Raw genomic sequence first — 19966 nt, 5'->3', positions numbered from 1 at the left:
TTGTGTCTTCGACGATCAGCGTCTGGCCGGTGTACGACGCGGCCGGCTGCAGCAGCACCTGGTAGGCGGCGTCGGCGTAGATCTCGGGCGTGCGGCTGACCTTCATCATCCGGTCGCCGCCGAGGGCGAACTGCACCGCGGCGGTGGCGATCGTCGTCTGCGGCCACAGCGTGTTGGCGGCCACGCCGTCCTTCGCGAACTCCGCGGCCATGCCGAGGGTCGCCATCGTCATGCCGTACTTGGCCATCGTGTAGCCGGTGTGGGCCCCGAGCCACTTGGGAGAGATGTTCAGCGGCGGCGAGAGCGAGAGGATGTGCGGGTTCGCGGCCTCCTTCAGCATGGGCAGGGCGGCACGGGAGAGCATAAACGTGCCGCGGACGTTGACGTCCTGCATCAGGTCGTACTTCTTCACGGCGAGGTCGAGCGAGCCCGACAGGTCGATGACCGACGCGTTGTTGATGACGATGTCGATGCCGCCGAACTCGCCCTGCGTCTTCATGACGGCGGCGGTGATGTCGTCATCCTCCCGGACGTCCCCGACGATCGGGAGCGCCTGGCCGCCCGCGGCGCGGATCTGCTCCGCCGCCGAGTGCACGGTGCCCTCGAGCTTGGGGTGCGGGGTGTCGGTCTTGGCCATGAGCGCGATGTTCGCGCCGTCGCGCGCGGCGCGCAGCGCGATCGCGAGGCCGATGCCGCGGCTGCCGCCGGACATCAGGATGGTCTTGCCGGCGAGGGGTGCGGTTCCTGTCATGGGTTCCTCCGTGGTGTGCGTTTCGCCCAGATCATGTCTTGTCATCGACACCACACGCTCCGGACGAACAGAGAGTGTGGTTTCGGTGAGAGCACATGATGCGGACGAGAGCGGGTCAGTGGCGGGGCGTGCGGGATGCCGCGGCGAAAGCCGCCACGCGGTTCTTCGAGTCGGCGGTGTCGAACGCGGCACCGATCGTGCGGGCCTCGTCGCCGAGATTCTCGGCGAAGGGCCGGTGCGCACCCGTGCGAACGAGGCGCTTCGCCTGACCGAACGCGCCGGTCGCGCCCTCGAGCCACGACCGGGCGATCTGCTCGGCCCGGTCGCCGGGCTGGTCGACGACCTCGGCGACGAGGCCCCAGTCGAGGGCGGTGTCCGCGTCGATGGTCAGGTCGGTGAGCAGCAGCTGCAGCGCGCGGCGCTGCCCGACCGCCGCCGGCAGCAGCGTTGAGACGCCGAGGTCGGGCGTCAGCCCGATGTTCGCGTACTTGCTCACGAACACCGCCCGCGGCGACGCGACGACGTAGTCCGCCGTCAGCATGAGGCCGAGCCCGCCGCCGGCGACCGCACCCTGCACCGAGGCAACCATCGGGATCGACGACTCGACGAAGGCCCGGATGCCGTCGTGGATGACGTCGGCCATCGCAGTGATCGCGGAACCTTCCGACGCCGAGGTCGCCATCTGCACGACGTCGCCACCGGCGCAGAACGCCGGGCCCGCGGCATCCAGCACAATTGCGCCGACCGTGTCGTCGGAGGTGAGCTCGTGGGCGAGGTCGCGCCAGCGCGTGCCCATCTCGAAGTCCATGGCGTTCAGCGACGCCGGGCGGTTGAAGGTCAGCCTCGCCAGCGCACCGTCGCGCTCCAGCAGGATCGAATCGCTCATGGACTGTTCTCCGGTCATTTCGGGGCCATGCGGATCGCGCCGTCGAGGCGGATCGTCTCGCCGTTGAGGTAGCCGTTGTCGACGATGTGCTGCACGAGCGCGGCGTACTCGTCGGGCTTGCCGAGCCGCGAGGGGAACGGCACCTGCTGGCCGAGTGACGCCTGCGCCGCCTCGGGCAGGCTCATCAGCATGGGGGTCTCCATGATCCCGGGGGCGATGGTGCAGACGCGGATGCCGTGACGTGCGAGCTCCCGCGCGACCGGCAGGGTCATCGCGTGCACGCCGCCCTTGGAGGCGGAGTACGCGGGCTGACCGATCTGCCCGTCGAACGCGGCGACGGAGGCGGTGTTCACGATGACTCCGCGGTCGCCGTCCGGGCCGGGTTCGTTCGTGGCCATCGCCGCCGCGGCGTGCGCGATGACGGTGTAGGTGCCGATCAGGTTGATCTGGATGATCTTCGCGAACGGCCCGATGGGGCTCGGGTTGCCCTCGCGGTCGAGGACCTTTGCGGGCGGTGCGATGCCGGCGCAGTTGACGGCGACCCGCAGCGGGGCGACGGCGGTTGCGGCGGCGACGGCCGCGACGACCTGCGCCTCGTCGGTCACGTCGGCCGGGGCGAACGTGCCGCCGAGCTCTTCGGCGACGGACTCGCCCGCCGAACTCGGCAGGTCGACGATGACGACGTGCGCGCCCTCTGCCGCGAGACGCCGCGCGGTCGCGAGGCCGAGGCCGCTCGCGCCTCCCGTGATGAGCGCGGTCGCGCCGGTGATGTCCATGCGTTCTCCTTCGAACGGGATCGCGTGCCAGATGAGACGCGACTGCGTCTCACGTGGTGGTGTGCCGACCAGGTTACCGCTTCCCACGAGACGCGCGCACTCGGCTGCTCGGTCATGCCCTCCCGCATCTCCGACACCCGACATTGCGGGCCGTTTCCGCTCGTAGTCTTGACAGGTGCTCGCCGCGTCACCCTTCCCCATCCTCGAGGTGTCGTGGGATGACCCGCGGGCGGTCGCCCTGCGCGGCGAGCTCGACGCCGAACTCGACGCCCGGTACGCCGGCTTCCACGGTGACGAACCGGACGAGCGGCAGGAAGAGCGGCAGCGCGCCCTCGCCCTGCACCCCCACCAGGTCGTCGCGACGCTGCTGTCGACGGATGCCGCGGGCACCCCGACCGGTCACGTCATCCTGCGGCGACTCGGGGACGAGTGGGAGATCAAACGCCTCATGGTCACCGCCGCCGCGCGGGGGCGGGGCGTCGCCCGAGCTCTCATGACCGCGGCGCTGGACCGCGCCCGCGAGGGCGGCGCCCCGCGCGTCATCCTGCAGACCGGCATCCCGCAGCCCGAGTCGATCGCCCTCTACGAGTCGATGGGGTTCGCCCGGATCCCCGTCTACGAGCCGTATGCCGAGACGATGCCGCGCTCGGTCTGCATGGCGCTGCCGCTCTGATGGCGGCCCCGTAAGTCACGACCAGACGAACCGGAAGGTGCCGGCCGCAACCGCGGCGGCGAGCGCCAGCGCGACGAGGACGATCGCGCCGGTGATCGCGACGGCATCCCGTCTCGACAGCCGCGACGGACGAGCCCACGTCCGCGCGATCGGAGCGCCGAACCCGCGCGCCTCCATCGCGGTGGCGAGCCGCGTGCCGCGGCGGACCGCGAAGACGAGGAGCACGAACGCCATCGACGCATACCGGCGCAGGATGCCGCGGTCGCCGACGCCCCGCGCGCGTCGCGCCAGCGACATCGTGCGCCAGTCGTCGAGGAACAGCCCGAGCGTGCGGGTTCCGGCGAGGACGCCGAGCACGAACCGCGACGGCAGCCGCCAGACCTGGGCCAGCGCGCCCGCGAGCTCGATGGGATCGACCCGACCGAACAGCAGGATCGTCGGCAGCGCGAGGGCGATGATCCGCACGCCGACCGCGAACGCGAGTGCGATCGAGTCGTCGCTGATCGTCGCGAGCCAGAACGAGGCGTAGACCCGCCCGCCCGGCTCGGCGTAGAGCAGCATGCTCAGCCCGGCGACAGGGACGAGCAGCAGCACCGGCAGCAGGCGTCGCAGCACCGCGCCGAGTCGCAGCCCGGTGAGCGGCAGGCAGAGCAGCTGCAGCGCGACGGCGGCGAGCCCGCTCACGGGGTCGATCGTCGCGAGCAGCGGGAGCGACAGCAGCAGTGCGAGCAGCACCCGGGTCGCCGGGTTCACGCCGTCGAGCCAGGCGGTACCACGCGGAACCGCGTCGGCAGCGGGAGGGGTGGGGACGGTCACGAGGCCACCGCCAGAAGCTCGATGCGCTGACCGCCGAGGTGCCGCGCGACCTCGGCGTCGTGCGTCACTGCGATGACCGTGCGCCCCGAACGGATCTGCTCCTGAAGCAGACCGACGACACTCGCCCAGCCGCGCCGGTCCTGCCCGAACGTGGGTTCGTCGAGGACGACGACGTCGGGCGCGGTCGCGAGCACCGTGCCCACCGACAGCCGCCGCTTCTGCCCACCCGAGAGGGTGAAGGGGTTGGCACGGGCGAGGGCGGTCAGACCGAGACGCTCGAGCAGGTCGTCGACGAGCGCGTCGACCTCATCGGCGGGCAGCTTCAGGGCGCGAGGGCCCACCGCGAGTTCGTCGCGGACGGTCGCGGTGAGGAACTGGTGCTCCGGGTCCTGGAAGACCGTGCCGATGCGCGTCAGCAGCTCCGGCGAGCGCCAGCGCGAGGGCCGCGTGCCCCGGCGCCCGGGCGGCAGGCCGACGGCCTCGACCGTGCCGGCGTTCTCGGGCAGGAGACCCGCGAGGGTGAGCGCGAGAGTCGACTTGCCGACGCCGTTGGGTCCGGTGATGACGGATGCCGCGCCCGCCGGCACCCGCAGGTCGATCCCCGCCCGAACGACGGTGCGTCCATCGCGCGCTACGGCGAGGCCTCGGGTCTCGAGCGCCGCGGGCGCGTCGACGGCGGCGACCGGCAGCACGGGCAGGTCGACGGGTCGGTCCGGCACCCAGACCCCGGCGGCCAGGAGCTCGTCGGCATGAGCGCCGAACACCTCCGCGGGCGCCCCGTCGGCGAGGATGCCGCCGCCCTCGGCGAGCACGATGACCCGCGTCATGAGCGGCAGCCACACCTCGGTGCGGTGCTCGATGACCACGAGGGTCGTGCCCGCCTCGGTGACAGCGCGCGCGACGGCATCCGTCACCTCTCTCACCCCGTCGGGGTCGAGGTTCGCCGTCGGCTCGTCGAGGAGGAGGAGCCCTGGCCGCATCGCGAGGACCCCCGCGATCGCGAGCCGCTGCTTCTGGTCGCCCGACAGGTGCGCCGTCGCGCGGTCCAGCGGCACGTCGAGCCCGACGGCGTCGAGGGCCGCAGCCACATGCGCGGGGATCTCCGCCGGAGGTACGCCGAGGTTCTCGCAGCCGAAGGCGACGTCATCGCCGACGCGGGACAGCACGACCCCGGCATCCGGGTCCTGCAGCACGAGCCCGACGCGACCTCGCTGCGCGGACGGATGCGCGCCGTCGACCTCGATGGACCCGGTGACCTCGCCCTCATCGTCTCCGCCGAGCAGGCCCGCGATCCCGGCGAGCAGAGTGGACTTGCCCGATCCCGACGCCCCCAGCAGGAGCACCCGCTCCCCCGGCGCGATGTCGATCGTGACGTCGCTGACGGCCGAGAGCCGGCGACCGGCATAGCGCCAGCCCCAGCCTCGCGCCCGGACGCCGGCAGGGTGGCCCTCCGCGGTCAGATCTCTTCCCGCTGCTCGCGGCCGGCCGCGAACCGGCCGAGCGCGCCGGTCGCCGCAAGGGCCCGCACGAGGAACCAGCCGAGCACGCCTGCCAGCACGACGCCGGAGATCGCGACGGCACCCAGGTAGATGAGGTTGAACTCGAGGGTACGGAGGATGTTGGGGGTCGATCCGTAGAGGAACTCGAAGAGCCAGGCGCCGAGGCCCGCGCCGAGGCCGGCGAGCGCGGCGACGGGGAGCGAGAAGCGGCGATACAGGAAGAGCAGGAAGATGAGCTCCGCCCCGAGGCCCTGTGCAAGGCCGGACAGAAGTGTCGAGACTCCCCACACATTGCCGATGAGCATCGACACGATCGCCGCCACGACCTCGACGAGGAGGGCGGCACCGGGCTTGCGGATCACGAGGCCGCCGATGACCCCGCCGATCAGCCAGATGCCGACGGCGATGCCGCCGAAGCCGGGGGTCACGGCATCCATCACCGTGAACCAGCCGTAGCCGACCGTGTTCCAGACCCAGAACAGCAAGCCGACGGCGACGCCGAGGACGCTGGCGACGACGATGTCGACGACCCGCCAGCGGTACCGCGAGACGGTGGACGTGGGGGCGGGTGCGTGCGTGGACGCGTGCATTCGTATCTCCTCCCTGCGCCGGCATGATCCGGATCAGGTTCGACGGTCGAAGCGTGGATCGCTTCCTCTCAGCCCGGCTCACCGGACTCCCGTGGTTGTCCGACGAGTATAGCCAACGCCCGGGCGCGCTACCGTTGATCAGTGACCATGGAAGACGCAACGCCCCTCACGCGCCGCGAACTCCGCGCCCGTGCCGCCTCGCCGGCGCGGGACGATCGGTCCACCCCTGCCGAGCCCACCGGCGACACCGCCGAGGTCGAGACCCCGCGGAGCCCGGACGAGCACGCTGAACCCGCGAAGCCGTCGCGACTGAACGAGCCGTCGCCGCTGCCGGCGTCGCCACTCGTGGCGGAGGCCCTGACGAAGCCGGTGACCGACCGCACCGCGCTCGCATGGGTGGACCCCGACGCACTCTCCCCCGAACCCCGCCCTCAGACGTCCGGATTCGAACTGCTGCCGCCGCTGCGCGCACGACGCCGCTTCGATGCGCGCGTCGTCGTCTTCCCCGCGATCGCCGTCGTGACAGTCGCCGTCGTCTACGTCGCGGCGATGCTGCTCTGGCCGCTCGGCGCGGTCGCTCCGACCGTCACCGACGCGCAAGTCACCCCGCTGACGGGGGCGAGCGCCGAGCTGGAATGGCCCGAAGCGGGCACCGGTGCGGTGTCGGTGTCGGGATTCACGCCCGCGGCATCCACCACCGACCCCGACCAGCTCGCGAGCATCACCAAACTCGTGACCGCCCTCGTCATCCTCGACGAGCTCCCGCTCGAGCCCGACGAGCCGGGACCGGAGTACGAGTTCACCTTCGCAGACCGCAGTGAGTACTGGGATTACATCGCCGGCAACCAGTCGGCTCTCAACGTTCCCGACGGCGGGTCGCTCACGCAGTACGAGATGCTCCAGGGCATCCTCATCGCCTCCGCGAGCAACTACGCCGACCGCCTCGCGACCGAGACGTTCGGCTCCGTCGAGGAGTACACGACGGCCGCCAACGCCTGGCTGGACGAGAACGGCCTGGGCGAGATCACGGTGACCGACGCGTCGGGCTTCGACCGCGGCAACGAGGCGGCCCCGGCGGCAATGATCGCCCTCGCCGAACGGGCGCTCGCCCACCCCGTCATCGCCCAGATCGTGGCGACCGAAGACGCCGAACTGCCGGGCGCCGGCACGATCGAGAACACGAACGAGCTGCTCGGCGAGGACGGCGTCATCGGCGTGAAGACGGGCAGCTACGCCGGCAACTACAACCTGCTCGCCGCCCGCACCGCCACCGTCAACGGGCAGGAGCTCACGGTCTTCGCCGCCGTCACCGGCCAACCCACCGATGATCTGCGGGTGAGCGAGGCGGACCGGCTCCTGGATGCCGCGACCGCGGGGCTCGATGCGACAGCGACGCTCGCTGCGGGCACCGTCGTCGCGAACGTCACGACCGCGTGGGGCGCGCAGACCGAGCTGGTCACCGACGCCGATGCGACGCTGCTGCTGTGGAACGGCGCGACGGCCGAGCCCGAAGCGGACTACGCGCTGGGCGACGATCGCTCGGCGGGCGACGAGGCCGGCACACTCACCCTCACGGGACCCGCCGGGACCGCGGAGGTCGGCGTCGACCTGGCATCCGACCTGCCCGGCCCGGGCGCCTGGTGGCGACTGACGCACCCGCTCGATCTGCTGGGCATCACCGGCTGACCAGGCTGTTCAGGCTGACCAGGCTGACCCCCGAATGAGCAGCCCGCGACCGGGCGATCAGGCGAAGCGCACGATCTGCTGCAGCCGGGTCCGCACGTCGAACAGCTCGTTGCCGCCGATCTCGCGCGCGCCGGTGATGCCGCGGCGCAGGACCGTCGCGAGAGCCGCACGGCCGACGACCGCGACCGGGAGCCCCTTCACCCGTCCGAGCTCGTCGATGACGACCGACACGTCGTCATCGGGGAGTACCACGATCGCGCCGCTGAACTTCACCTTCGCGGCGCGACCGAGGCCCCGCGCGGTCAGCACGAGGTGCGCCACCGGCGACCCGGTCACCGCATCGCCGATCAGCTCGCCGCGGCGGGTGCGCACCGGCGCCCCGAAGTCCTCGGACAGCACCGCGTACAGACCGCTCGGCCCGAGCACGATGTGGTCGAGCTTCGCGTCAGGATCGCGCGGATCGGCGGCCACGTCGTGCCACACGGTGTACCCCATGCCGAGCTCCGCGACGATGCGGGCGGTCGCCTCCTCGGCGAGCGCGTCGGCGAGGAGGCGCCGCACCTCGTGCGGGGCGCTGCGAACCAGGGCGGGATCGTACGGATCGGGCAGGTCGACGCCGCGCCCGGCCCACTCGCGGATGAGTGTCAGATACCGCTCGCGGCGCCACCCGCCGGGCTGCCCGAACGAGCGGGCCTTCGGCCGGGTGTCGGCGGAGCGGGACGGCGGACGCCACTGCGGGGCATCCGGGGCGAAGGATGCCGCGTCGTCGCCGAACCCGTGCCCGCGGTCGTACGACGCGCGCGCGTCAGGTGTGCCGACGAGGTCCCACGCACGCTGCACCTGCACGAACACGGCGGCGTCGCCGCCCGTGTCGGGGTGGGTCTGTCGCAGGCGCAGCCGGTACGCCTTGCGCAAGTCCTCGTCGGAGACGTCGGGCGTGACGCCGAGCACGTCGTAGGCGGACGCGGAGAGCGGGCTGTCGAACACGTCAGGCTCCGGTCACGACCACAGCGGCACGGCCGGAACGTGCGCGAGGGCCCGCTCACCGAGACCCTCGGGCACCCCCGCGAGGGTCGCGGGACGCCACGACGGCGAACGGTCCTTGTCGACCAGCTGCGCGCGGATGCCTTCGAGGAGGTCGGGCTGGGTCGTCGCGAACCACTCGACGAGCCCGTACTCCTGCGCGAGCGCGGCCCGAAGACCCGGGAGGGCGCGCGCGGCGCGGACGGCGGCGAGGGTCACCGTCACCGCGACCGGCGACAGCGCCTCGATGACGTCGGCGGTCGCCGCAGCGTCCGGCTCGTCCCGCGCCCGCAGCCGCGCCACGATCTCGGGCACGGTGTCGGCGGCGAACGCGTCGTCGATCCAGACCTGCTTCGCGGCGAGGCCGGAAGGGCCGGGCGTCTCATCGAACAGCATCGCGATCTCCGTGGGAGTCTGCGGGTCGGCGCGGGTGATCAGCGCGTGGTGCAGATCACCCAGGCGGTCGGCGGGCACCAGCACGTCGGCGAAGCCCGCGTGGATGGCGTCCGCGGCATCCATCGTCCCGCCCGTGACGCCGAGATACTCGCCGAGGCGGCCCGGTGCCTGCGCGAGCAGCCACGAGCCGCCGACGTCGGGAGTGAAGCCGATGCGCGTCTCGGGCATGGCGAGCTGCGAGCGCTCGGTCACCACGCGCACCGCGGCGTGACCGGCGAGACCGATCCCGCCACCCATCGTGATGCCGTCGGCGAAGACGACGACCGGCTTCGGGTACTCGGCGATCGCGGCGTTCAGGGCATATTCCGCCCGGAAGAACCCCATCGCGGCAGCAGCGTCACCGGAGAGCACCTGCTCCCGCAGCCCCCGCACGTCGCCACCGGCGCAGAAGCCGCGCTCCCCCGCCCCGTCGAGCAGCACGATGCGCACGTCCGGGTCGTCGCGCCACTGCGCGAGCGCGGCGGCGATGCCGGTGATCATGTCATGGTCGACGGCGTTGATCGCGCGGGGGCGATCGAGGGTCACGCGACCGACGCTGCCGTCGGTTCGCACCTGAAGGGAGGATGCCGCGGCGTTCGTCACTCGGGCAACGTTACCGCCCGCACCGGGGCGTCGACCCGGCGCGGGGGCGAGGGATCGGCCAGGATGGAGCCGAGCCCCCGACGAAAGGTATCGCCGTGCCCGAAGGTCACATCCTCGAATTCGCCGGCGTCACGAAGCGCTTCGGCGCCGTCACCGCCGTCGATGACCTCAGCGCGCGCATCGAACCGGGAGTCGTGACCGGCTTCCTCGGCCCGAACGGCGCCGGCAAGACCACGTCACTGCGCATCCTCCTCGGTCTCATCAGCGCGACCGCGGGCACCGCGACGATCGGCGGCACGCACTACCGCGATCTCCCGGCCCCGCTGCAGACCGTCGGGGCCGCGCTCGAAGCGTCGAGCTTTCACCCCGGACGCACCGCCGCCTCGCACCTGCGCATCTACGCGCACGCGGCGGGCATCGCCTCCGGCCGCGTCGATGAGGTGCTCGGTCAGGTGGGGTTGGCCGATGCCGCCGGCCGCAAAGTCGGCGGATACTCCCTCGGCATGCGTCAGCGCCTCGGCCTCGCCTACACCCTGCTCGGCGACCCCGGTGTCCTGGTGCTCGACGAGCCGACGAACGGACTGGACCCCGAAGGCATCAAATGGATCCGGGGGTTCCTCCGCGCCCTGGCCGCCGAGGGACGCACCGTCCTGGTGTCCTCCCACATGCTCGCCGAGATCCAGCAGAGCGCCGATGCTCTTCTCGTCATCGCGCGCGGGCGCCTGGTCTATCAGGGCACCGTGGCGGGACTCACCGAGGGCGAGCAGTCGGCGACGATCGTGGACTCCCCCGATCGCCCCGCCCTGCTGGCCGCCCTGCGCGCCGCGGGCCACGAACCCGACACCCTGCGCACGGGCTTCGCGGTGAAGGATGCCGACCCGGTGCAGGTCGGCGCGCTCGCGGCATCCGCGGGCATCGCCCTTTCCCACCTGCAGCGGCGCGGCCGCGGGCTCGAGGAGGTCTTCCTCGACCTGGTCCAGGACGACGCGAGCACCCCCGTGCGCGCCGATACCGCCCCCGCGACGGAGGGAGACGCACGATGACCGTGATCCGCGCGGCCCGCGCCGAGATCTCGAAGCTGCTGTCCACCTCGACGTGGTGGATCCTCGCGCTCGTCCTGCTGCTGTACGTCGGCAGCACCGCCGGCGGACTCGCCGCGGTCTTCGCCGCGAGCGCGACCGGCTCGCTGCCTGGCGAGGCGGCCTCCCTGGCGCTGCCCGAAGACGCGATCCCGCCGCTCATCTACAGCCTGGCCACGGCGATCGGGTACGTCATCCCGCTGCTGATCGGCGTCCTGATGGTGACCACCGAGTTCCGGCATCAGACGCTGACGCCCACGTTCCTCGCGACCCCGCGCCGCGGCGCGGCGCTCGGCGGCAAACTGCTGGCGGCCGTCCCGGTGGGCGCGCTGTTCGGCCTCGTCGCCGTCGTGGCATCCGTCCTGCCCGGGGCGATCGCGCTCGCAACCGTCGGCGCCGATGCCGCGCTGGACCAGGTCGACACGTGGGCCATGACGGCCCGCATGGTGCTCGCGTTCGTGCTGTGGGTGCTGATCGGCGTCGGTGTCGGAGCGCTCGTGCGCAACCAGGTCGCCGCGATCGTCATCGTGCTCGCGTTCACGCAGTTCGTCGAGCCGATCGGGCGGACCGTCTCCTCGTTCGTGGAGGGGGTGTCGAACGTCACCGCGTTCCTGCCCGGCGCCGCGTCGGACGGCCTCGTCGGCGCGAGCCTGTACACCTCGATCCCGGGGATGGCGGCGCCCGAAGGCCTCGAACTCGCCTGGTGGGCGAGCGGTCTGGTGCTGCTCGGCTATGCGGTCGTGCTCGTCACGCTCGGGCACATCACGAGCTGGCGGCGCGACGTCGCCTGATGGGCACTCGTTCGGGCGGCCTGCCGGGCCGTCAGGCCTGAGCGGGCCGGCGAGCGGGGGCGCGCGTCGGCCGAGCGGGCCGGATGACGGGGACCTCGGTGGTCGTCAGGGAGACGACGTCGACGGGCTCATCCTCGACCTCGAGGCGGAGCGCCTGCACGAGCGCGAGCCCGTGGCGGGTCGTGAGCACGAGGCGCTGGAACTCGGGGTCGCCCTCGAGATCGATGACCACCGACGCCCGGCGGCGACGCACGAGGACGAAGTCGTCACCCCCGGCTGAACGCCACCGGCCCATCGCGATCGTGCGCGGGATGACGGTGCCCGGCGTCGCGACGCCGCGCAGCCAGCCCCACGGATCGTCGACGAGCTGCACCTTGGTGATGTGGGTGCGGTCCACCCGCACGGGTTCGCGGCGGAACGACAGCGCACGTTCGGTCGCCGAGAGTGCGACCTCCAGTCGCTTCGAGTCCAGCAGCAGGGTGACCATGACCTCAGTCTGCCAAAACCAACAGTCGCTGAGGGATGCCGCGGCGCAACGATCCGATCTCGACCCGGCCGATCACGACGGGATGCGTCGACCTCAGCCGCGGATGCGCGGGATGGCGCCGGTGGGAGGAGCGAACTCGTCGGCGGCGTGCGGCAGCGGGAACTGTGCGACGGCGCTGATGAGGCCGGCGACGCTCTGCTCCTTCGCGACGACGCTCACCCCGAGGCCGGCGCGACGTGCGTCCTTCGCGGTGCGCGGACCGATCGCGGCGATGACGGTCTCGGCAGGGATCTCGGAGAACTGCTCCTGGACCTGCTCGGCGACCGACCCACTGGTGACGAGGATGGCGTTGATCCGGCCCGACCTGACGTCGCCGGCGATCTTCTCGGTGACCGGGACGCCGACGGTGCGGTACGCGACGACGCTTCGGACGTCGTGGCCGGCCTCGGCGAGGAGACGGGTGAGGACGGGCTTGGCGAGCTCGCTGCGGAGGGTGAGCACGCGGATCGGCTCCGGCTCGAGTGCGATGAGCTGCGAGGCCATGCCGGCGGCTGAGTTGTCCTCATCGGGCACCAGGTCGACGCGGTAACCCACGGCGTTCAGTGCGGCGGCGGTCGTCTCACCGACGGCCGCGACACGGGTGTTCGCGGGGATGACGGCGCGATAGGCGTGGAGGACATCGACGGTCGTCGAGCTCGTCAGGGTCACCCAGTCGAACGCGCCCTGCGCGAGCTCCCGGAGCGCCTCCTCGAGGCTCGTCGGATCCTCGGAGGGAGCGAAGTTGATGAGGGGTGCGATGACGGGCACCGCTCCCTGCGCGCGCAGCGCCGCGGCGACGCTGTCACCCCATGGACCGCCGCGGGGGACCAGCACACGCCAGCCCCGGAGGGGCTTCGGTGCGGAACCCGCAGCTGGTGTGTTCATGGCTCGACTCTCGGTGTAGGCAGTCGGCCGCCCTCAGTACGAGGCGGCCGACGGTCACGACCACGGCGCGCGGGTGCGCGGATCAGGATCGCATCGCCGGCAGCATATGCCTCATCGCCGCTGCCTGGGTTCGAGCATACCCCCGCCCGGAGCGCCGGGAGGGGCAGACGATCAGGCGGGTGAGCTCAGCGGGTGTAGAGGCGGACGGCTCCCCAGACAAGAGCGCCGACAGCGAATGCGACGCCGACGGCGGCGATGGCCGCGCCCGTCGGGTTGCGGTGTGCGTAGTCGCGGGCGGATACCGCGGCGCGCTCGGTGGCCTTCGCGGCGCGCTTGGGGACGTTGGCCTTCTCCTCGATCGCGTGGAGTGCGGCCTTCAGCTCGGTGCGGGCGCGTTCGACCGGGTCGGCGATTCCGTAGGGGACGGCAGTGCGGGGAAGCTCAGAACTCATCAGCGACCTCCTTGACGATGCGGGCGTCGGTCGACAGGGCCGACGCGGGGTTCTCACGGTTCGACATCTTCTTCACGCGCGCCAAGCCGAGCAGGGCGAGGATGACGACGATCACGAGGCCGAGTCCGACGAGGATCAGTGCGGCCAGCCACGGGGCGATCCACGACGACAGTCCGATGATCGTGAAGGCGCCGATCGCGGGGATCGTCCAGAACAGGACGAACAGCGCGAGCACGAACCAGAGGCCGACCATGCCGGCGTCCTTGCCCGTTCGCGCGGCCCACGTCTTGGCCGCGTTGATCTCGGCGGTGATGAGGTTGCGGACGAGTTGGGGGAGCTCGCCCACGAGCGACATCAGAGAGTCGTCGCGGCGGTCCCGGAACCCTCGGGGCGTGCTCATCATGCCGATGCCGAGGGCTTCTTCGCGCCCGCGGTCTTGGTGCCGCGCGTCGCGTCCTTGACGGACTCGACCGTCTCCTCCGCGGCATCCTTCACGTCTTCTGCTGCGTCACGGCTGACATCGAGGGCGGCGTCGAGCTTCTGGCCCGGGCTGCCCTTCGTGGTGACGGCGCGGGTGATTTTGACGGCGCTGTCCCACAGGACGCTGGGGACCGAGAATGCGGCCGACTTCCCGAGGTCGGAGACCTTGTCGACCTGCTTCTGCACGCCGGGGGTGTTGTAGACCTTGAGGTAGGCGTCCTTGATCTGCTCGTACCGCTCACGTCCGGCGCGCGCACCGAGCACGTACCCCGCGGTGAGTCCGACGACGATTCCGATCTTGCCCTTCATGGCGATTCCTCACGTTGAAAGCGATGTGGTGCCGAAGACCTAGCGTAACGGGGCATGCCGATCGCGGTATCTACCCTTGACATCACCCGGCGGGAGGGGCATCCTCGCCGGCGCTCCCCCACAGCAGCGCCGACCGAACCCGCTCGGCCTCGGCCGACGCATCCTCGACGACGCGAGTCAGTCCGTTGCCCCCGATCCACGCACCGACCACGCCCAGGTGGCTCGCCTGCCGGCAGACCGCGCGCACATCCTCGCGTTCGGGCGAGAGAGCGGATGCCGGGAGCGCTCGCGGCACCCGGCGGCGGTGCGCGGCGCGCGGCGCCCCGAGGTCGACGCCGAGCAGTTCCGTCGCCGCGGCCCCCGCTTCGGCGATGACCGTCTCGTCCGACCGGTCGGTGGCGGGCAGCTGCACCCGGACGATGTGGGGCGTCCCGGGGTCGTGCGGCCAGGTCGCCGTGGCGTGGACGACCGAGAGCGCAGTGCCCTCGGCTGCGTAGACGGCGTGGCCACGCGGCGCGGCGTCGAGGGCGGGGGCGTCGAGCACCAGGGTGACGACGTCGACGTCGGCCGGGGACAGAGTGCCCGCGAACAGGTCGGGGAGGTGCGGTGCGAGAAGGGCGCGGGCGGGCGCTTCGGGCGTCGCGACGATGACCGCGGAGGCGTCGAGGCCCTCCGCGGCATCCGTCTCATCGGCCGTCACGGAGGTCGTCGTGACGGTCCAGCCTTCGGGCGTGGCCGTGAGTGCGGTGGCCGCGGTGTTCCGGCGGACGTCGACGTCGAGCTCTTCGAGGCGCTCGAGGAGCGCGTCGATGAGCGTCGACATACCCCCGTCGAGGGTCGCCCGTGCCGCGGTCGCGGCGTCGGCCTGCTGCGCGACGGCGCCCGAGAGCGATCCGGTCCGGGTCAGCGCCGCACTGAGCCCGCGCACGGCGCGATCGACGTCGACCTTCTCGGGGGCGATGCCGTGGACGCCGTAGGTCAGCGGCGCGACCATGCGGTCGGCGACCTTCTCCCCCATGCGGGCGCGGACGAGCTCGCCCAGGCTGCGGGTCGTGCCGATCGTGAGCGGCGGGCGCAGGCGGTCGAGATACGCGCGCCATGCACCCGACCATCCGATGATGCGGCGCGTGCGCTCGTCGAACGGATTGGTCGGGATGCCGAGGAGGCTCGCCTCCGGCAACGGCGCCACCCCGTGCGCCCCCGCGACCCAGGTTTCCGCGTCCCGAGCCGGCACGATCTTCTCGCTCAGGCCGAGGTCGGCGAGGAGCTTCGAGAGCGCGCCGGGAGCGTCACGGAAGCCGTCGGCCGCGGTGTCGACGCGCTCGCCGTCCAACTCCGTCGACGAGGCAAGGCCACCGGCACGGTCGCTCGATTCCAGCAGGGTCACGGGCATGCCGACCCGAGCGCACTCCAGGGCGGCGACGAGCCCCGCCATCCCCGCGCCGATCACGACGACGGACGAGTGACGCGCCTGGGAGACGAGATCAGCGGCGGCTTCGGAGCTCATGGCATCCATCCTCCCGCACCGTGCTTCTGTCCCCGCCGAGAGGAGGTGGGATCATGGACGGCATGGCCCTGCACATCACCGATGACCCTGCCGCCGATGCCCTCCTGACCGAGAATCCGCTGGCGCTCCTCGTGGGCATGCTGCTCGACCAGCAGATCGCGATGGAGACCGCGTTCGTGGGGCCGCTGAAGATCCAGGAGCGAACCGGCGGACTGTCGGCGGAGGCCATCGCGGCATCCGACCCCGACGAGTTCGCGGCCATGTTCGCGCAGACCCCCGCGGTGCACCGCTTCCCGGGCTCGATGGCGGGGCGGGTGCAGGCGCTGTGCCAGACCCTCGTCGACGAGTGGGGCGGCGACGCGTCGGCGCTGTGGACGCAGGGCGACCCCGACGGCAAGACCGTCCTGAAGCGTCTGAAGGCGCTGCCCGGATTCGGTGACCAGAAGGCCCGCATCTTCCTCGCCCTGCTCGGCAAGCAGTACGGGTTCACGGGCGCCGGCTGGCGCGAGGCGGCAGGAGCCTACGGCGAAGAGGGCTCATTCCGCTCGGTGGCCGACATCGTCTCGCCCGAGTCGCTCACCAAGGTGCGCGAGCACAAGCGCGCAGCGAAGGCCGCCGCAAAAGAAGCCAAGGGCTGAGACGGCGGAGCGGGCAGATGGAGAAGACCGGACGCAGCGTCGATGAGTTCGTCGCACAGGTCACGCCCGCCAAGCGGCGAACGGATGCCGAGACCGTCGTCGCGATGATGCGCGACATCTCGGGGCGCGAACCCGAGATGTGGTCGGCCTCGATCATCGGGTTCGGTGCCTGCCACTACCGCTACCCCACCGGGACCGAAGGCGACGTGCCGGTCCTCGGCTTCTCGCCGCGGAAAGCCTCGACCACGATCTACCTCGACCGTGCCGACGGGTACCCCGAGCTGATGGCGGAGCTCGGCCCGCACACCATCGGAGCCAGCTGCCTGTACATCAAGGACCTCGCGGCGGTCGACCAGGACGTGCTCCGGCGCATCCTCGTCGAATGCCACCGGCGGACAATGGCCGGCGACCTGCCCAGTGCGGAGATCACCATCCTCGACTGACGACGTGGCCGCGCCGCGCGAGGCCGGCCGGACGGCCGGGGCCCACCGACGGCACCGGCCTCGACCACACCGCGCGAGTGCTGGGTCGGGGCGCTGCGGCATCCGCTCGGATCAGGCGCCGCGGAGCTTCGGGGTGAGCCACGCCTGCAGCTGCTCGAGCGGCACGCGCTCCTGCGCCATCGTGTCGCGGTCGCGGATCGTCACGGCGTTGTCGTCGAGCGAGTCGAAGTCGACGGTGACGCAGAACGGCGTGCCGATCTCGTCCTGGCGGCGGTAACGGCGACCGATCGCGCCGGCGTCGTCGAAGTCGATGTTCCAGCCGTTCGCGCGCAGCTCGTCAGCGACCTGGCGGGCCAGCGGCGAGAGACGCTCGTTGCGGCTCAGCGGCAGCACGGCGACCTTGACGGGCGCGAGGCGCGGGTCGAGCCCGAGCACTGTGCGGGTGTCGGTGCCGCCCTTCGCGTTCGGCACCTCCTCCTCGCGGTACGCGTCGACGAGGAACGCCATCATGGCGCGGGTGAGACCGAACGAGGGCTCGATGACGTACGGCACGTACGTCTCGCCCGAGGCCTGGTCGAAGTAGGTGAGCTTCGTGCCCGACGCCTCGATGTGCGAGGACAGGTCGTAGTCGGTGCGGTTGGCGACACCCATGAGCTCGCCCCACTCCTTGCCGGTGAAGCCGAAGCGGTACTCGACGTCGATGGTGCCGGCCGAGTAGTGCGCGCGGTCCTCGTCGGGAACATCGAACTGGCGCATGTTCTCGGGGTCGATGCCGAGGTCGATGAACCAGTCCCAGCACGCCTTCACCCAGTGCTCGAACCACTCCGTGGCCTCAGCGGGCGGCGTGAAGAACTCGATCTCCATCTGCTCGAACTCGCGCGTACGGAAGATGAAGTTTCCGGGCGTGATCTCGTTGCGGAACGCCTTGCCGACCTGGCCGATGCCGAACGGCGGCTTCTTGCGCGACGCGGTGAGCACGTTCGAGAAGTTCACGAAGATGCCCTGCGCCGTCTCGGGGCGCAGGAAGTGCAGGCCGCTCTCGTCACCCGTGACGCCGAGGTAGGTCTTCACGAGGCCCGAGAACGACTTCGGCTCGGTGTAGTTGCCCTTCGTGCCGCAGTTCGGGCAGGGCACATCCCCCAGGCCGTTCTCGGCCGTGCGGCCCTTGCGCGCCTCGAAGTCCTCGATGAGGGTGTCCTCGCGGAAGCGCTTGTGGCACTGCAGGCACTCGACCAGCGGGTCGACGAAGGTCGCGACGTGACCCGACGCCTCCCAGACGCGCTTGGGGAGAATGACGGAGGAGTCGAGGCCGACCATGTCGCCACGGCCGCGCACGAACGTCTGCCACCACTGCCGGCGGATGTTCTCCTTCAGCTCCGTGCCGAGGGGGCCGTAGTCCCACGCCGAACGCGATCCGCCGTAGATCTCGCCCGCCTGGAACACGAACCCGCGGTGACGGGCGAGGGCGATGACTTTGTCGAGGCGAGACTGCTCGGCCACGGTGGCTCCAATGGTCGGGAGGGAGAAGTGCGGGAATTTCGCGGATGCCGCACCCAGGCGGCATCCGTCAAGTCTATCCGCCGCGCGCGGGCGCTCCGGGGGCGCGTCGCGGTCGACCTCGGCCTGCGGTCGGGGAGTGCGCGGCATCCGGATCGGACCTCGTCAATCCGGAGGCGAACGTATAGCGTCGAAAGCATGCCGGAGCGGCGCGGACGACATCGGGGGATTCAAAACTCATGGAAGCACTCATCGCCGGCGGAGCACTCGTGATCGGCGGCGTCATCGTCGTCGCCGTCATCGTCTTCATCGTGATCCTGATGATCATCCTGCGGGCCTGGTACAAGGTCGCCAAGGCCGACCAGGCTCTCGTGGTCGTCGGCAAGAGCCAGAAGAACGCGGCGGGCGACTCCTCGCGGATCTCCGTCATCACCGGCGGCGGCTCGCTCGTCAACCCGCTCACGCAGCGGGCTGAGATGATCTCGCTCCGCGCCCGTCAGATCAAGATGGAGCCGACGGCACAGGCCTCGAACGGTGTCACGGTGAATGTGAGCGGTGTCGCCCTTGTCAAGATCGGCTCCGACCCCGAGTTCGTCCGCCGCGCGGCGGAGCGCTTCCTCTCGCAGGATGGCGCGATCGAGCAGTTCACCACCGAGCAGCTCGAGGGCGCCCTGCGCGGTGTCGTCGCCACGCTCACCGTCGAGCAGCTCATGAAGGACCGCCAGAAGCTCAGCGACCAGATCGCCGAGGGCATCAAGAGCGACCTGCTCGCGCAGGGTCTCATCCTCGACTCGTTCCAGATCCAGGGCATCACCGACAAGAACGGCTACATCGACGCCCTCGGCGCGACCGAGGTCGAGCGGGTGCGCCGCGAGGCCGAGGTGGCCCGCATCAACGCCGCCCGCGAGGTCAAGGCCCGCCAGATCGCCACCGACGAGGCCAACCTCATCGAGCAGACCGCGTACGACAAGAACTCCGCCGCGGCCGCCGCGGAGGTCGGCCGCGCCCGCGCCGAGGCCGAGCAGGCCGAGGCTCTCGCCCGCGCCGAACGCGAGCAGGCCGTCCTCCTGCAGCAGGCCGAGAACCGGCAGGCGCAGCTCGACGCCGACGTCAAGAAGGTCGCCGACGCTTCGCTCTACGAGCGCCAGCGTTCGGCCGATGCCGACGCGTACACCCAGGTCAAGGCCGCCGAGGCCCGCGCGCAAATCGCCGCGCAGGAAGCGGAGGCCACCCGTCTGCGCGCCCAGGCCGACGCCGACGCCGTGCGGGTCGAGGGCGACGCCCGCGCCGAGGCCATCAAGGCCGAAGCCGCCGCCATCGCGCAGAACCAGGAGGCCCTGCTCGCGCAGCGCGCGATCGAGGCGCTCGTGCCACTCATGACCGAGTTCGCGCGCGGCTTCGACAAGGTCGGCTCGATCACCGTCCTCGGCGGCGAGGGAGCCTCCAGCCACATGGCCTCGGAGAGCGCGTCGAGCATGCGTGCCACCTTCGACGCCGTGCAGGCGGCGACCGGCCTCGACCTCCGCCAGATCATCCAGGGCCAGGCCACCGGCCGCGGCGTCGCCCAGGGTCTCCAGCAGGACAACGCCGCGCCGCTTCGCCGCCGCTCGGCTGCGTCGGC

At 71.5% G+C, this 19966-nt stretch carries 22 protein-coding genes and 1 riboswitch; of the genes, 7 read left to right on the top strand and 15 right to left on the bottom strand.

Going from position 1 to position 19966, the window contains the following annotated elements; genetic code table 11:
• The 3 genes from ACHFGS_RS08905 to ACHFGS_RS08895 all read right to left on the bottom strand — a co-directional run.
• Positions 1–751 (bottom strand): SDR family oxidoreductase (locus tag ACHFGS_RS08905; RefSeq protein WP_394289377.1); only part of this gene is annotated, 751 nt, incomplete at its 3' end.
• Between the two features lie 115 nt (positions 752–866).
• Positions 867–1637 carry an enoyl-CoA hydratase/isomerase family protein gene (locus ACHFGS_RS08900; protein ID WP_394278929.1) on the bottom strand — a complete coding sequence of 257 codons (771 nt, stop codon included), beginning with the start codon at positions 1635–1637 and terminating at the stop codon, positions 867–869.
• 14 nt (positions 1638–1651) lie between these two features.
• A complete protein-coding gene (locus tag ACHFGS_RS08895; protein WP_394278930.1) occupies positions 1652–2413 on the bottom strand; it encodes an SDR family NAD(P)-dependent oxidoreductase in 762 nt (253 codons plus the stop codon).
• Between the two features lie 175 nt (positions 2414–2588).
• On the opposite strand from ACHFGS_RS08895, the gene ACHFGS_RS08890 reads away from it, so the two are divergent.
• Positions 2589–3086, top strand: coding sequence for a GNAT family N-acetyltransferase (locus ACHFGS_RS08890; RefSeq protein ID WP_394289376.1), 498 nt, complete (start codon positions 2589–2591; stop codon positions 3084–3086).
• 15 nt (positions 3087–3101) lie between these two features.
• Here the strand turns inward: ACHFGS_RS08890 and ACHFGS_RS08885 are convergent, their stop codons facing one another.
• The 3 genes from ACHFGS_RS08885 to ACHFGS_RS08875 form a co-directional block, all read right to left on the bottom strand.
• The gene (locus ACHFGS_RS08885) at positions 3102–3902 is read right to left on the bottom strand and encodes an energy-coupling factor transporter transmembrane component T family protein (protein ID WP_394289375.1); all 801 of its coding nucleotides are present in this window, start codon (positions 3900–3902) and stop codon (positions 3102–3104) included.
• Positions 3899–5245: an ABC transporter ATP-binding protein gene (locus tag ACHFGS_RS08880; RefSeq protein WP_394289374.1), complete on the bottom strand. Its 1347-nt coding sequence runs from the start codon at positions 5243–5245 to the stop codon at positions 3899–3901. Before ACHFGS_RS08880 ends, ACHFGS_RS08885 begins: the two co-directional genes overlap by 4 nt.
• A gap of 113 nt (positions 5246–5358) precedes the next feature.
• Positions 5359–5991, bottom strand: coding sequence for an ECF transporter S component (locus tag ACHFGS_RS08875; RefSeq protein WP_394280039.1), 633 nt, complete (start codon positions 5989–5991; stop codon positions 5359–5361).
• Positions 5985–6094: riboswitch (TPP riboswitch) on the bottom strand. It overlaps the preceding gene by 7 nt.
• Before the next feature lie 44 nt (positions 6095–6138).
• On the opposite strand from ACHFGS_RS08875, the gene ACHFGS_RS08870 reads away from it, so the two are divergent.
• Positions 6139–7677 carry a hypothetical protein gene (locus tag ACHFGS_RS08870; protein WP_394280041.1) on the top strand — a complete coding sequence of 513 codons (1539 nt, stop codon included), beginning with the start codon at positions 6139–6141 and terminating at the stop codon, positions 7675–7677.
• Between the two features lie 57 nt (positions 7678–7734).
• Here the strand turns inward: ACHFGS_RS08870 and ACHFGS_RS08865 are convergent, their stop codons facing one another.
• Complete coding sequence (locus tag ACHFGS_RS08865; protein ID WP_394280040.1) at positions 7735–8664, bottom strand: DnaJ domain-containing protein; 930 nt, start codon at positions 8662–8664, stop codon at positions 7735–7737.
• Positions 8665–8676: 12 nt separating this feature from the next.
• Positions 8677–9738 carry an enoyl-CoA hydratase/isomerase family protein gene (locus ACHFGS_RS08860; RefSeq protein WP_394289373.1) on the bottom strand — a complete coding sequence of 354 codons (1062 nt, stop codon included), beginning with the start codon at positions 9736–9738 and terminating at the stop codon, positions 8677–8679.
• A gap of 95 nt (positions 9739–9833) precedes the next feature.
• Between ACHFGS_RS08860 and ACHFGS_RS08855 the strand changes: the two genes are divergently transcribed.
• The gene (locus ACHFGS_RS08855; RefSeq protein ID WP_394289372.1) at positions 9834–10781 is read left to right on the top strand and encodes an ATP-binding cassette domain-containing protein; all 948 of its coding nucleotides are present in this window, start codon (positions 9834–9836) and stop codon (positions 10779–10781) included.
• On the top strand, positions 10778–11608 hold the full coding sequence (locus ACHFGS_RS08850) for an ABC transporter permease (RefSeq protein WP_394279807.1): 831 nt from the start codon (positions 10778–10780) through the stop codon (positions 11606–11608). Before ACHFGS_RS08855 ends, ACHFGS_RS08850 begins: the two co-directional genes overlap by 4 nt.
• 31 nt (positions 11609–11639) lie before the next feature.
• On the opposite strand, the gene ACHFGS_RS08845 is transcribed toward ACHFGS_RS08850, so the two are convergent.
• The 6 genes from ACHFGS_RS08845 to ACHFGS_RS08820 all read right to left on the bottom strand — a co-directional run bounded on the left by ACHFGS_RS08845 (position 11640) and on the right by ACHFGS_RS08820 (position 15767).
• Positions 11640–12095, bottom strand: coding sequence for a hypothetical protein (locus tag ACHFGS_RS08845; RefSeq protein WP_394279808.1), 456 nt, complete (start codon positions 12093–12095; stop codon positions 11640–11642).
• Between the two features lie 93 nt (positions 12096–12188).
• Entirely contained in the window at positions 12189–13019 is an 831-nt protein-coding gene (locus ACHFGS_RS08840; protein WP_394279809.1) for a uroporphyrinogen-III synthase, read from the bottom strand.
• A 185-nt stretch (positions 13020–13204) separates the two neighbouring features.
• On the bottom strand, positions 13205–13471 hold the full coding sequence (locus tag ACHFGS_RS08835; RefSeq protein WP_394279810.1) for a hypothetical protein: 267 nt from the start codon (positions 13469–13471) through the stop codon (positions 13205–13207).
• Positions 13461–13871 (bottom strand): phage holin family protein, encoded by a 411-nt coding sequence (locus ACHFGS_RS08830; RefSeq protein ID WP_394279811.1) that lies wholly within the window; start codon positions 13869–13871, stop codon positions 13461–13463. The genes ACHFGS_RS08835 and ACHFGS_RS08830 overlap by 11 nt, the downstream gene beginning before the upstream one ends.
• Positions 13871–14260, bottom strand: a complete 390-nt coding sequence (locus ACHFGS_RS08825) for a hypothetical protein (RefSeq protein WP_394279812.1) — start codon at positions 14258–14260, stop codon at positions 13871–13873. Before ACHFGS_RS08825 ends, ACHFGS_RS08830 begins: the two co-directional genes overlap by 1 nt.
• A gap of 82 nt (positions 14261–14342) precedes the next feature.
• Positions 14343–15767, bottom strand: a complete 1425-nt coding sequence (locus tag ACHFGS_RS08820) for a protoporphyrinogen/coproporphyrinogen oxidase (protein WP_394279813.1) — start codon at positions 15765–15767, stop codon at positions 14343–14345.
• A gap of 62 nt (positions 15768–15829) precedes the next feature.
• Between ACHFGS_RS08820 and ACHFGS_RS08815 the strand changes: the two genes are divergently transcribed.
• Complete coding sequence (locus ACHFGS_RS08815) at positions 15830–16405, top strand: HhH-GPD-type base excision DNA repair protein (protein WP_394279816.1); 576 nt, start codon at positions 15830–15832, stop codon at positions 16403–16405.
• A 17-nt stretch (positions 16406–16422) separates the two neighbouring features.
• Positions 16423–16848: a DUF1801 domain-containing protein gene (locus tag ACHFGS_RS08810; RefSeq protein WP_394279814.1), complete on the top strand. Its 426-nt coding sequence runs from the start codon at positions 16423–16425 to the stop codon at positions 16846–16848.
• A gap of 111 nt (positions 16849–16959) precedes the next feature.
• Here ACHFGS_RS08810 and ACHFGS_RS08805 read toward each other — a convergent pair whose 3' ends face one another.
• Positions 16960–18348 carry a glycine--tRNA ligase gene (locus ACHFGS_RS08805; protein WP_394279817.1) on the bottom strand — a complete coding sequence of 463 codons (1389 nt, stop codon included), beginning with the start codon at positions 18346–18348 and terminating at the stop codon, positions 16960–16962.
• A 236-nt stretch (positions 18349–18584) separates the two neighbouring features.
• Here ACHFGS_RS08805 and ACHFGS_RS08800 point away from each other — a divergent pair.
• A partial coding sequence (locus ACHFGS_RS08800; protein ID WP_394289371.1) for an SPFH domain-containing protein occupies positions 18585–19966 on the top strand: 1382 nt, incomplete at its 3' end.

This window comes from Microbacterium sp. (assembly GCF_043427715.1).
GTDB lineage: Bacteria > Actinomycetota > Actinomycetes > Actinomycetales > Microbacteriaceae > Microbacterium.
Note: the sequence above shows the minus strand (reverse complement) of the source record. Positions and strands in the feature narration are given on the sequence as shown.